Raw genomic sequence first — 12,146 nt, 5'->3', positions numbered from 1 at the left:
AGGGGGCCCGGGCCCGGGGGCTACGACGGGCGCGTCAGGTGCTTGAACGCGTCGAGGTTGCGGGTCGGCTCGCCGCGCGAGACGCGCCAGTCGTACTCGCGCCGGATCGCGCCCGCGAAACCCAGCTCCAGCAGGGTGTTGAAGGCGCCGTCCGCCGCCTCCAGGACCGTGCCCAGGAGCCGGTCCAGCTCCTCCGGGGTGACCACGGCGAGGGGGAGGCGGCCCGTCAGGTAGATGTCGCCGAGGCGGTCCACGGCGTAGCCGAGCCCGTACAGCTTGAGGTTGCGCTCCAGCAGCCAGCGGTGGACGGCCGGCTCGTTCTCGTCGGGGTGGCGGATCACGAAGGCGTTGACCGACAGCGAGTGCCGGCCGAGGCGGAGCGAGCAGGTGGTGCTCAGCTTGCGGGTGCCGGGCAGCTGGACGACGTACGAGCCGGGTGACGGGCTCTCCCACGACAGTCCGGCCCCGGTCAGCGTGCTCTCGATGATCGCGGCGGTGTCAGCCATGGTGGGAGCGTACGCGACGGCGATGATCGTGCATGGCCGCGGTGTAGACGTCCGCCGTGCCGCTCGCGGCCGTGTCCCAGCCGAAGAACTGCGCGTGCCGCGCGGCCTGCGCGCCCATCCGGTCGGCGAGCCCGGGCTCGTCCACGAAGCGGCGCAGCTGCCGGGCGTAGTCCACGGGATCGTGCCCGGGTACGAGGATGCCCGTGACCCCGTCGTTGACGGCGACGGGCAGCCCGCCGACCGCGGCGGCCAGGACCGGCGTGCCGGCGGCCTGCGCTTCGATGGCGACGAGCCCGAAGGATTCGCTGTACGAGGGCATGACCAGCACGGACGCGGCGCGGAACCAGTCGGCGAGCCGGTCCTGCCCGACCGGCGGGTGGAAGTGGACCAGGTCGGCTATGCCCAGCCGCGCGGCGAGCTTCTGCAGGCCCTCCGGCTTGGCGAGGCCGCTGCCGCTGGGCCCGCCGACGACGGGGACGTGCAGGCGGCGGCGGAGCGAGGGGTCCCGGTCGACCAGCTCGGCGACGGCCCGCAGCAGGATGTCGGGGGCCTTCAGCGGCTGGATGCGGCCGGCGAACAGGGGGATGACGGCGTCCTGCGGCAGCCCGAGGCGGGCGCGGGCGGCGGCGCGGCCGTCGCCGACGGTGAACCGGTCGAGGTTCACGCCGGGGTGGACGACGGCCACCTTGCCGGGGTCCGCCTCGTAGTGGCGGACGAGCTCGTCCGCCTCCTCGGCGGTGTTCGCGATGAGGCGGTCGGCGGCGGCCACGATCTGGGTCTCGCCGATGACGCGGGCGGCGGGCTCGGGCGTGTCGTCCTCGGCCAGCGACGCGTTCTTGACCTTGGCCATGGTGTGCATGGCGTGGACGAGCGGGACGCCCCAGCGCTCGGCGGCGAGCCAGCCGACGTGGCCGGACAGCCAGTAGTGGGAGTGGACGAGGTCGTAGTAGCCGGGGCGGTGCCCGGCCCACGCCTGCATGACGCCGTGGGTGAAGGCGCACAGCTGGGCCGGGAGCTCCTCCTTGGCGAGGCCCTCGTACGGTCCCGCGTCGACGTGGCGCACCAGGACGCCGGGCGCGAGGTCGACCACGGGCGGGAGGCCGCCGGTGGTGGCCCGGGTGAAGATCTCCACCTCTATGTTGATCGCGGCGAGGCGCTTGGCCAGTTCGACGATGTACACGTTCATCCCGCCGGCGTCGCCGGTGCCGGGCTGGTGCAGCGGCGAGGTGTGCACGCTGAGCATGGCCACGCGGCGGGGCTTGCGGTGGTGGCCGACCGCCGGCAGGCGCAGCCGCGGGGGCTCGTGACGGGTGGCGCGCGCGGCGGCGAGGCGGCCGCTGATGCTGCCGCCGAGACGGGACACGTACTGGCTCAAGGGAGCAGTTCCTCTCGCTCTGACGATGCTCGGACGGACGGCGCGGCGGGACGGCCCCGGGGCGCTCTCCCGGCGTTGGCACCACGCTGTGTCGACGCTGGACGGCATGACCGCAGGGCTGGACGGCATGACGACAGGAGCGCGGTCGGCGCCCTGCACCGAGTGCAACCCGAACGGCCGTCCCCCGCATTCCGGGGAGCGGGGACTTTCCTCCTCGGTTTGCCGGATTTTTATCCTGCGCGCGCCCTCCGCTTACGCTCGCCCCATGGCCTCCCGCACCACCCCGCCCCCTTCCGCGGGCCGATCCGACCGCACCGGCCGTTCCGAGCGCGCCGACCGCTCCGAGCGCCCGGGCCGCCCGGTGGGCGCGGTGACGCGCGGGACGACCAACCCGAACCGGTTGCGCCGGATGGACCGCTGGATCGCCGCGACGCACGGGGCCGCGCTGCGGCGCGCAGGGTCGCCGGTCGCCGTCGACCTCGGGTACGGGGCCGCGCCCTGGACCGCGGTGGAGCTGATGACGCGGCTGCGGGAGGCGGCGCCGCACGTGCGCGTGGTCGGCATCGAGATCGAACCGGCGAGGGTCGCGGCGGCGAAGCCGTACGAGCGCGAGGGCCTCGGCTTCCGGCACGGCGGCTTCGAGGTCCCGCTGGACGGCGGGGAGCGCCCCGCGCTGATCCGCGCGGCGAACGTGCTGCGCCAGTACGACGAGGACCAGGTCGCGCGGGTCTGGGAGCGGCTGTGCGGGCGGCTGGCGCCGGACGGGCTGCTGGTGGAGGGGACCTGCGACGAGATCGGGCGGCGGCACGTGTGGGTCGCGCTGGGTCCGGAGGGGGCGCGCACGGTGACGTTCGCGACCCGGCTGGGCTCCCTGGAGCGCCCCTCGGACCTGGCGGAGCGGCTGCCGAAGGCGCTGATCCACCGGAACGTGCCGGGCGAGCCGGTGCACGCGTTCCTCCGCGACTTCGACCGGGCGTGGGCGGCGGCGTCCCCGTACGCCTCGTACGGGGCGCGGCAGCGCTGGATCCGGACGGCGCGGGCCCTGGCGGCGGACTGGCCGCTGGCGGACGGGCCGGGCCGCTGGCGGCAGGGGGAACTGACGGTGCGCTGGGAGGCGTTGCGCCCCCTGGGCTGAGCGGGACGGACGGGGAACCGGGAGCCGGGAGCCGGAGAGGCCCGTTGAGCCGTCAGGGGCGGCGGGACCGAGGCCATTTCCGGGCTCTTCGGGGACTTGTCGGGGACTTGTCGGGGACTTCGCGGTGCTTGCCGGCGCTTCCCGGGAGGACGGCCGGAGGTCAAGTACCGCACGGTGGCTTCGCGATGGCGTTCCGGCGGGGCGGGCGGGATCCGGCGGTTATCCACAAGGGTGTTGGAATTCACCGACTCGTGGCACCATCCCGAAGGCAGTGAAAAGTTACTGATGAATAGTCAGATCTGATACGGGATCCGACTCGGGTGCCTGGGGGGACCATGGTGGCCGTAAGGCGACGGCGCGGCGCAAGCACGCTCGTACTGCTCTGCGCGATGGCGATAGTGACGGCCCCCGGCCTCGCGGCGGGCGTGGCACACGCGGCGCCCGCGGCGCCCGCTCCCCCGCCGGCGGCCCCGGCGGCACCGGCTCCCCAGCCCGGCGCCAAGTCGCTGGAGCAGGTCCGCAAGGAGATAGAGGACCTCTACCGCCAGGCCGGCAGCGCCACGGACGCCTTCAACCTGGCCGAGTCCGAGACCAAGGCCCAGTCCGAGAAGATCGTCGAGATCGCCAACCTCGTCGTCGCCGGCCAGAACCGCATCACCGCCCTGAAGGGGCGCGCGGGCGCCGCCGCCCGCGCCCAGTACCGCTCGGGCGGCCTGCCGGCGGGCGCGGAGCTGGCGCTGAGCGAGAACCCGGACCGGTTCCTCGACGGCGCGGGCCGGCTGCGGCAGGGCGAGAAGGCCGCCTCCGATCTCCTGTCCGAACTGGACCGTACCCAGGCCGACTTGAGCCGGTACGCGACGGACGCGGCCGCGCACTGGCAGGCCCTCGAAGCCAACCGCGTCAAGCAGGAGACCGCGAAGAAACAGGTCGAGGAGAAGATCAAGGCGGCGGAGGAGCTGGAGAGCAAGCTGGAGGCCGAGGAGAAGGCCCGGCTGATCCAGCTGGAGCAGGAAGCCCAGTACAAGGCGCAGACGGCGTGGCTGTCCACGGGCGCGATGAAGGACGTCAAGGGCACGGCGACGGACGCGGGGAAGCGGGCGGTCCAGTTCGCCACCGCGCAGATCGGCAAGCCCTACATCTGGGGCGCGGTCGGCCCGGACTCCTTCGACTGCTCCGGCCTGACCTCCAAGGCGTGGCTGGCGGCGGGCAAGGGCATCCCGCGCACCTCGCAGGAACAGCTGCGGCTGCCGAAGGTCGCGCTCAAGGACATGCGGCCGGGCGATCTGATCATCTACTTCGACGACGCCAGCCACGTCGGGATGTACGTCGGTGACGGCGCGATGGTCCACGCCCCGCGGCCGGGCCGGCACGTGACGATGGCGGGGGCGGGCTCCATGCCGATCAAGGCGGTCGTCCGCCCCGACGCGTAGGCGTCCCCCGCGGATCTCGCCGGCCGAGTCCGCGCCGGGCCCGGCACCGTCCGGCCCGGTCCCGCCCGGCGCCCGTGGCGAAGGACACAGCCACCGCCCCCGGAGGCAACCAACCCGCCGTCCACGGCGTCTCGCTCCACGGGACGTACCCCGGGCCTCCGTGACATTGGTCATCCGGTGAGGCCGATTTTCCCCCGCGATAACGGCATATGACGCAGGCCCGGCCGGGAACGGCATTCCGCTCCCCGGTCCGGGACCGCTAGGGTCTGCCCGACGAGCGCACCCCCGGGGGGAGGGAAGGAACCGGAGACGATGCCCGTACCCGTACCGCGGCAGAGGGACACCCCGGCCGCGGAGAGCGGTCAGGCCGTTCTGCACACCGCCGCACCGCCCGCCGCCGCACCCACCACGCTGGTCGGCGCACCGGCGGCCGCGCGGCCGGTCCCGCAGACGGCTCCGCCGGCGACCCCGCTGACCCTCCTGGTCATCCAGGACGACCCGGCGGGCGGCCTCACCGTCCCCGAGGTCCTCGACGCCGACGGCCACCGCATCCGGCTCCGCACCGCCCGCAACCTCACCGAGGCCGCGCGCCTGCTCACGCCGGACGTGCACTGCATCCTGCTGGACCTGTCGCTGCCCGCCCCGGCCGCCACCGACGACGACCTGGCCGCGCTCCGCCAGGTCCTCGGGCTCGCGCCGCACCACGCCGTCATCGTCCTCACCTGCGAGACCGACGCCGAACGGGCGGCCGAGGCCGTACGCGTCGGCGCCCAGGACTTCCTCTTCCGGGACGAGCTGGACGGCCGGCTGCTGAGCCGCGCCATCCGGTACGCGGTGGAGAGAAAACGGGCCGACATAGCCCAGTACAAGCTCGCGGAATCGAAACTGCGCGCCCAGGAGAACGCCCGCCTGGAGCGCGGGCTGCTTCCCCACCCCCTCCTGGAGGGCTCCGACCTCCGCTTCGCCGCCCGCTACCGTCCCGGCCGCAGCCGGGCGCTCCTCGGCGGCGACTTCTACGACACCGTCCGCACGCCCGACGGGACCGTCCACGCCATGATCGGCGACGTCTGCGGCCACGGCCCCGACGAAGCCGCCCTCGGCGTCGAGCTGCGGATCGCCTGGCGGGCGCTGACCCTGGCCGGCCTGTGCGGCGACGACCTGCTGGCCACCCTCCAGGAGGTCCTGGAGGTCGAGCGCCCCTGCGACGAGATCTTCGCGACCCTGTGCACGGTGGACATCGCCCCGGACGGCCGCCGCGCGGGCCTCTGCCTCGCCGGCCACCCGGCGCCGCTGATATCCAGGCCGGGCCGCCCCGCCCGGCTGCTCCCGTACGAGAACAGCGGCCCCGCGCTCGGCCTGCTGCCCCGGGCCCGCTGGCCGCGCCGCCAGGTCGAGCTGGGCGGCGCGTGGAGCCTGATGCTGTACACCGACGGCCTGATCGAGGGCCGGATCGGCGAGGGCAGGGAACGCCTCGGGCAGGACGGCATGGTCGAGATGATCAACCGGCACCTGGACCGCGGGCTGACCGGAGACGCCCTGCTGGAAGCCTCCGTCACCGAGGCCCGCCGCCTCAACGGCGGCGAGCTGACCGACGACGTGGCCGTGGTCCTGCTCTCCCGCGGCGGCGGCTGAGCCGGCCGGCCCGGCCGGACGGGGTCACCTGACGGCGTCCGCCGATCGGGTCAGCGGTCCGGGTCAGCGGCTCGGGGCACCGGCTCGCGTCACCGGCCGCCGTTGTAGGGCCCGTACGGCCCGTCGCTGCTGCTTCCGCCCCGGCGCCGGCCGCCGCCCGAGACCTGCTTGAGGGCCGGCCGCACGTCCACGAAGAAGACGATCGTCGCGACCAGCCCGGCGATCTGGAGGAACAGCATCCCCAGGAAGAAGTCCACGAGCACGGTGATGCCGAGGAGGACCATCCAGAAGGTCTTGCTCTGCTTCTCCGCTGCGCGGTAGGCGTCCTCACGGGCCACCAGCGCCATGACGAAAGCCACGACGGCGAGCACCAGCATGGCCAGTCCCAGCAACGGGACCACACCTCGATCGAACCCGTCCATCAACCACATCGCGATGACCGCTTTCTCCCGCTCCGCACGCCGGACGACGTCTGCCTCCACGCTACCGGCAGTGGTTCCTCCGCGGAGAGCACAACGGGCCGGACACCCGTCGAGGTGCCCGGCCCGCCCCGTGTCATGCGGTTCAGCTCGCGTCGCCCTGCACGGCGGCGGTCTTCTTCGCCGTGCTCTTGCGCGCCGCGGGCTTCTTCGCGGCGGGCTTCTCCGCCCCGGCGGCCGCCTCGGCGGCGTCCGGCTCGGTGACGACCGGCTCGGTGACGACCGGCTCGGTGACGACCGGCTCGGTGACGACCGGCTCGGTGACGACGGTCCCGGACGCGGCCTCCGGCGCGGGCTCGACGGCCACGGCGATGTCGACGATCTCGTCGGAGACCTCACCGCGCCAGGTCCGGACGGCCTGCTCGCCGTGCTCGGCGACCTTGTCGTACGTCTCCTTGGCGCGCACCGCGTACTCGGCGGCCACGCCGACCCCGCGCAGCGCCAGGTCCTGGGCGGTCTCGCCGAACTTCTTCGGGTCGATCGCGCCGAACACCTCGGCAACCTTCGCGGAGACCGCCTCCTGCGCCTCCTTGGCCGCACCCCGGGCCTTCTCCTGCACGGCCTTCGGGTCGGTGTTCTTGACCGCCTCGATGCGCGCGGGGGCCTCGGCGCGCAGCTGCTCGATGAGCCCCGGCACCTTCTTGGCCTGCTGCACGGCCAGGTCGGCGGTACCGGCGGCGAAGTAGAGCGGGGTGGGGTCGGTGAGGGTCTTCTTCAGGTCATCGGCGATGGCCATGTGCGGGTCCTCCCGGATCCAGGTCAGTTCGTCTTCTGCGGCATCTCGTCGTCCACTACGGCATCACGTCGGTGGCGGACGCGTCGGGCGCCCCGTCCGCCGGGGCCGTGCCGGCCGTGTCGAGCGCGTTCTCCTTGCGGAAGGACTCGTAGATCTGGAGCAGCACCTGCTTCTGCCGCTCGTTGATGGACGGGTCGGCGAGGATGACGGCCCGCGTCTCCACCTCGTCCCGGTCCCGTTCGTCCAGGATCCCGGCCTGCACGTACAGCGTCTCCGCGGAGATCCGCAGCGCCTTGGCCAGCTGCTGCAGGATGTCCGCGCTCGGCTTGCGCAGGCCGCGCTCGATCTGGCTCAGGTACGGATTCGACACCCCCGCGGCCTCGGACAGCTGCCGCAGCGAGAGCTGGGCCTGCCGGCGCTGCTCGCGAAGGTATTCGCCGAGGTTTCCGACGTTGAGCGATGCCATGCCCCGATCCTGCCCGAGCTTGCTAACTATTGCAAGCAGCCGCTTGCAGGATCTAGCACCCCGGGACGGTGGCGATGGCCACCGTCGCGTACAGCTCCCGTGACTCCGCCGTGCGGACCTCCAGGCCCGCCGAGGACAGGGCCGAGGCCGTCCGCGCGGCCTGGTGGGCGCTCGTCTCGATCAGCAGGTGCCCGCCCGGGGCCAGCCAGGGCAGTGCCCCCGCCGCGACCCGGCGGTGAACGTCCAGGCCGTCCGCGCCGCCGTCCAGGGAGACCAGCGGCTCGTGGTCCCGGGCCTCCGCCGGCATCAGCGCCACCTCGTCCGTCGGGACGTACGGGGCGTTCACCACCAGGACCTCCACCCGGCCCCGCAGCGACGCGGGCAGCGGCCCGTACAGGTCGCCCTCCCACACCGCGCCGCCGTACGGGGCCACGTTGCGCCGCGCGAAGGCCAGCGCCACCGGGTCGATGTCCGCCGCGTGCAGCTCCACCCCGCCCGGCACCCGCGCCGCGACCGCCGCGCCCAGCGCGCCGACCCCGCAGCACAGGTCCAGCACCACGGCGCCGGGCCGGACCAGCGCCGCCGCCTCCCGCACCAGGAACTCGGTGCGCCGGCGCGGTACGAAGGCCCCCTCGCCCACCTCCACGCGCAGTCCGCCGAACTCCGCCCAGCCCACCACGTGTTCGAGTGGCTCACCCGCGACCCGGCGGGCCAGCAGTCCCGCCAGGTGGCCGTCGTCCCGCGCGGCCGAGACCAGCAGGTCCGCCTCCTCCTCGGCGAAGACGCAGCCCGCGGCGCGCAGCCGCTCCACCAGTGACCTCGAATGCGTCATGTGCCCGGTCTCCTCCGGTCCCGCGTCGCCTGTGTCCGGCCGTACCCCGCGGCCGCTCAGAAGACGTCCGGGCACCACGGCCGCCGCGCCGTGCGGAACACGGCGTCCGCCAGCGCGACCGCCCCCGGGCGCTCCTCCGCGATCCGTCCGAGCAGGGCCAGGCGCACAGCGGACTCGTCGCCGAGGTAGAGGGAGCCCAGCGCCGACACCTCCAGCCGCAGGTCCGCCGGATCCGCGGTGCGCTCGCACGCGCCCTCGGCCGCGTCCAGCCGGTAGCGGCCGTCCGCGAGGCCCGCCGCGTCCGTCACCTCCAGGACCAGCACCCCCGGTACGGCGTACGTCCGCGCGCGCAGGGCCCGTACGACGTCCAGCACCCGCACCCACAGGAAGTCCGCCGTGGTCACCAGCGCGGCGGCGCGCGGGTCGGGGAGCAGCTGCGCGACGAGGTCGTCGGGCGCCCGGAAGCCGGTGCGGACCCTGGCCACCCAGTCGATGGAACACAGGAAGTGCCACAGCGCCCGCTCCGCGTCCGCGGTGACCGCGAGCAGCTGCTTGACCCGCAGGGTGTTCTTCGGGAGCTTCGCGTCCGTCCAGTGCCCGTCGGCGGCGTAGACGGCCAGGCCGGCCACCTCGCCCGCGGCCGTCCGGTACACGGCGTAAAACTGCTCCTTGTACGGGCGGTACGACAGCTCCTCCGCACCCGTCGCCAGGCTCCACCAGCGCGCGTCGCGGTCCACCGCGCCGTGGGTCGCCGCCCGCAGGCGTTCGTGCAGCCCGGGGCCGGTCCGGCGGGCCTCGGCGGCGTCCACCAGGTCGATGCGGCCGCCGTCGGCGGGCGCCGACCACCGGGGGTCCAGCCCGGCCCGCGGTACGTCGATCTCCCATTCCGAGACGGACGCGGCGGGCCCGTACCCGTACCGCCCGTAGATCGGGTACTCGGCGGCGATCAGCGTCGACAGCACGTCGCCGCGGTCGCGGGCGGCGGTCAGCTCGGCGGTCATCATGCGGGTGAGCAGGCCGCGGCGGCGGTGCGTGGGGAGCACGGTGACATTGGTGACCGCGCTGGAGCCGACGGCCGCGCCACCGGGCACGGTCAGCTCCTGCGGGAACGAGCGGAAGGTGGCCACGCAGCGCCCCGTGCCGGGGTCGAACGCCCCCTGGGTGCGCGCGAGGTCGCCGTGTCCGGCGCGCTGGGCGACGTCGGAGTCGCTCACCGCGGCGGCTTCCAGGAAACCGGTGTTCACGGTCCGCAGCCAGTCGGGCAGTTCGGATTCGGCGATCGGCCGGACATCAGCGCTCATGGCGGACCACGCTAATCGGCCCACCGGCCCGCGTCCCGCGAATATCCGGGGCCGGGGCGCGCGGTGGCGCCGGGTGCCCGGGGAGGCCGGGCGGGACGCTCACGCCAGCAGGTCGTCCACCTGCGCCTCGCCCTCGCGGTATCTGCGGGTGATCTCGCCGCTGCAGTCGTCCGCCGTGCGCTGGAGCGCATGCCGGCGCCGCGAGACCTGCTGCTCGTACCGGACCAGCCGGCCCAGCCCGTCGTGGAGTTCGCCGTCGGTACGGGCGCCCAGGTCGGAGAGCTCCACGTCGGACAGCATCTCCGCCGCCAGCACCCGGTACTCCTCGCTGTGCGGAGTGCCGAGTGTGACGTGCCGGGCGGAGGCACTGCGGCTGGAGGGGGCGTCGGCGAGGATCTCCGAGAGCCGGTCCACCACCGGCGCCTCGGGGTCGGTCCGCCGGGCGAGCTCGGCCCGCAGGATGTCGATGCGGCCCTGCAACAGCCGCCGTACGTAGCTCAGATCGGCCTCGTCGCGCTGCGCGTCGCGGCGCAGCGCCCGCAGCTCCGGCAGCCCGAGGGCGGTGGCCGCGGCCGCCGTGGTCGCGGCCGCCGGGACCGGGCTTTCGGCGGTGCGCTGCGCGGGCGGTCGTACCGCGGCAGCGGAGATGGAAGCGGGTGAAGCAGGTACGGAGGTACCAGAAGTATTCATACGAACGAGTCCGTCCCCTCGACCGGTGCGGCGCACCCGCACCGCCTGCGTGCATCGTGCCACTCTCCGTGGCCCGGGTGCAGTCCCACTGCACCCGATCGGCCCCGGACGGGTGCACGCCTGGTACACAGGTGGTATGCGAGCAGTGGTGCAGAGGGTGGACGGCGCGAGCGTCGTCGTGGCCGGCGAGACCGTCGGGGAGATCGTCGGCGAGGGACTGTGCGTGCTGGTGGGGGTGACCCACGACGACACGCCGGAGAAGGCCGCGCTGCTGGCGCGCAAGCTCTGGTCCGTACGGATCCTGGAGGCGGAGAAGTCGTGCAGCGACGTGGACGCGCCGCTGCTGGTGATCTCCCAGTTCACGCTCTACGGGGACGCCCGCAAGGGCCGGCGCCCCACCTGGAACGCGGCCGCGCCCGGCCCGGTCGCCGAACCGCTGGTGGACGAGGTCGTGGCGCAGCTGCGGGCGCTGGGCGCGACGGTGGAGACGGGCCGCTTCGGCGCGCAGATGCGGGTCTCGCTCACCAACCACGGCCCGTTCACCATCGTCATCGACATCTAGCCCCGGCGGCTCCGCGGCTCACGGCGCCACAACGACCTCCTGCGCGGCCGCCGTGCCGCCGACCAGCAGCGGCGCGTCCACCGGCACGTTCCGCTTGACCAGCGCGAGGGCGATCGGGCCGAGCTCGTGGTGGCGCACCGAGGTCGTCACGAAGCCGAGCTGGCGGCCCTCCTCGCCGTCGGCGGCGAGCCGGACCGGGGCGCCGTGCGCCGGGAGCAGCACCTCGGAGCCGTCCAGGTGCAGGAAGACCAGGCGGCGCGGGGGCTTCCCCAGGTTGTGGACGCGGGCGACCGTCTCCTGGCCGCGGTAGCAGCCCTTCTGGAGGTGGACGGCCGTGCCGATCCAGCCCAGCTCGTGCGGGATGGTGCGGTGGTCGGTCTCCAGGCCGAGCCGCGGCCGGTGCGCCTCGACGCGCAGGGCCTCGTAGGCGAGGAGTCCGGCGGCCGGTCCGTGGGCGACGGCGAAGGACTCCAGCTCGGCGCGGGGCAGGAAGACGTCGCGTCCGTGGGCGGTCTCGCGTACGGCGTGCTCCTTGGCGACCTCGGCGATGGAGCCGGCGGGCAGGTGGACGACCGCGAACTCCTCGGTGCGGTCGGCGACTTCCACCCGGTAGAAGAACTTCATGGACTCCAGGTAGGCGATCAGCTCCGCCTGGGTGCCGGGTTCCACGTGCACCCAGGTGGTCTCGCCGTCGTCGACGAGGTAGAGCGCGTGCTCGATGTGGCCGTTCGCGGAGAGGATCAGGGCCTCGGTGGCCTGGCCGGCCGGCAGCTCGGTGAGGTGCTGGGTGAGCAGCAGGTGCAGCCAGCTGAGGCGCTCGGCCCCGGTCACGGTGACCACGCCGCGGTGGGAGAGGTCGACGAAGCCGCGGCCGGCGGCGAGGGTCCGCTGTTCGCCGTACAGCTCGCCGTAGTGGGCGGCGACGCCCTCGTCGCGGCCTTCGGCCTGCACGGCGCCGGGGAGGTGGAGCAAAGGGCTGCTGGTCATGGGACCAAGCGTACG

At 74.1% G+C, this 12,146-nt stretch carries 13 protein-coding genes; 4 read left to right on the top strand and 9 right to left on the bottom strand.

Features of this window, described 5'->3' with window-relative positions:
* Positions 1-20 precede the first annotated feature (20 nt).
* Both ABT106_RS02580 and mshA read right to left on the bottom strand, forming a co-directional pair.
* On the bottom strand, positions 21-506 hold the full coding sequence (locus ABT106_RS02580) for a type III secretion system chaperone family protein (protein ID WP_351271153.1): 486 nt from the start codon (positions 504-506) through the stop codon (positions 21-23).
* Positions 499-1,881, bottom strand: a complete 1,383-nt coding sequence (gene mshA, locus ABT106_RS02575; protein WP_502979172.1) for a D-inositol-3-phosphate glycosyltransferase — start codon at positions 1,879-1,881, stop codon at positions 499-501. The genes ABT106_RS02580 and mshA overlap by 8 nt, the downstream gene beginning before the upstream one ends.
* Positions 1,882-2,242: 361 nt before the next feature.
* Between mshA and ABT106_RS02570 the strand changes: the two genes are divergently transcribed.
* The 3 genes from ABT106_RS02570 to ABT106_RS02560 all read left to right on the top strand — a co-directional run bounded on the left by ABT106_RS02570 (position 2,243) and on the right by ABT106_RS02560 (position 6,078).
* Positions 2,243-3,016: a class I SAM-dependent methyltransferase gene (locus ABT106_RS02570; protein WP_502979177.1), complete on the top strand. Its 774-nt coding sequence runs from the start codon at positions 2,243-2,245 to the stop codon at positions 3,014-3,016.
* Positions 3,017-3,405: 389 nt separating this feature from the next.
* Positions 3,406-4,446 (top strand): C40 family peptidase, encoded by a 1,041-nt coding sequence (locus ABT106_RS02565; protein WP_351271150.1) that lies wholly within the window; start codon positions 3,406-3,408, stop codon positions 4,444-4,446.
* A 312-nt stretch (positions 4,447-4,758) separates the two neighbouring features.
* A complete protein-coding gene (locus ABT106_RS02560; RefSeq protein WP_351271148.1) occupies positions 4,759-6,078 on the top strand; it encodes a PP2C family protein-serine/threonine phosphatase in 1,320 nt (439 codons plus the stop codon).
* Positions 6,079-6,167: 89 nt separating this feature from the next.
* Here ABT106_RS02560 and ABT106_RS02555 read toward each other — a convergent pair whose 3' ends face one another.
* From ABT106_RS02555 to ABT106_RS02530, 6 genes are all read right to left on the bottom strand, one after another.
* The gene (locus tag ABT106_RS02555) at positions 6,168-6,509 is read right to left on the bottom strand and encodes a DUF2516 family protein (protein ID WP_351271248.1); all 342 of its coding nucleotides are present in this window, start codon (positions 6,507-6,509) and stop codon (positions 6,168-6,170) included.
* A 133-nt stretch (positions 6,510-6,642) separates the two neighbouring features.
* Positions 6,643-7,293 carry a hypothetical protein gene (locus tag ABT106_RS02550; protein WP_351271146.1) on the bottom strand — a complete coding sequence of 217 codons (651 nt, stop codon included), beginning with the start codon at positions 7,291-7,293 and terminating at the stop codon, positions 6,643-6,645.
* 55 nt (positions 7,294-7,348) lie between these two features.
* Positions 7,349-7,759: a helix-turn-helix domain-containing protein gene (locus ABT106_RS02545; protein WP_351271143.1), complete on the bottom strand. Its 411-nt coding sequence runs from the start codon at positions 7,757-7,759 to the stop codon at positions 7,349-7,351.
* A gap of 52 nt (positions 7,760-7,811) precedes the next feature.
* Complete coding sequence (locus ABT106_RS02540; RefSeq protein ID WP_351271141.1) at positions 7,812-8,591, bottom strand: putative protein N(5)-glutamine methyltransferase; 780 nt, start codon at positions 8,589-8,591, stop codon at positions 7,812-7,814.
* Between the two features lie 56 nt (positions 8,592-8,647).
* Entirely contained in the window at positions 8,648-9,892 is a 1,245-nt protein-coding gene (locus tag ABT106_RS02535) for a GNAT family N-acetyltransferase (RefSeq protein WP_351271138.1), read from the bottom strand.
* Between the two features lie 99 nt (positions 9,893-9,991).
* A complete protein-coding gene (locus tag ABT106_RS02530; RefSeq protein WP_351271136.1) occupies positions 9,992-10,582 on the bottom strand; it encodes an RsiG family protein in 591 nt (196 codons plus the stop codon).
* A gap of 136 nt (positions 10,583-10,718) precedes the next feature.
* On the opposite strand from ABT106_RS02530, the gene dtd reads away from it, so the two are divergent.
* Positions 10,719-11,144 (top strand): D-aminoacyl-tRNA deacylase, encoded by a 426-nt coding sequence (gene dtd / locus ABT106_RS02525; protein ID WP_351271133.1) that lies wholly within the window; start codon positions 10,719-10,721, stop codon positions 11,142-11,144.
* 18 nt (positions 11,145-11,162) lie between these two features.
* Here dtd and ygfZ read toward each other — a convergent pair whose 3' ends face one another.
* On the bottom strand, positions 11,163-12,131 hold the full coding sequence (gene ygfZ / locus ABT106_RS02520; protein ID WP_351271131.1) for a CAF17-like 4Fe-4S cluster assembly/insertion protein YgfZ: 969 nt from the start codon (positions 12,129-12,131) through the stop codon (positions 11,163-11,165).
* Positions 12,132-12,146: the final 15 nt, after the last annotated feature.

Source organism: Streptomyces sp. NPDC002044 (assembly GCF_040296725.1).
GTDB classification, from domain to species: Bacteria; Actinomycetota; Actinomycetes; order Streptomycetales; family Streptomycetaceae; genus Streptomyces; species Streptomyces antarcticus.
Note: the sequence above shows the minus strand (reverse complement) of the source record. Positions and strands in the feature narration are given on the sequence as shown.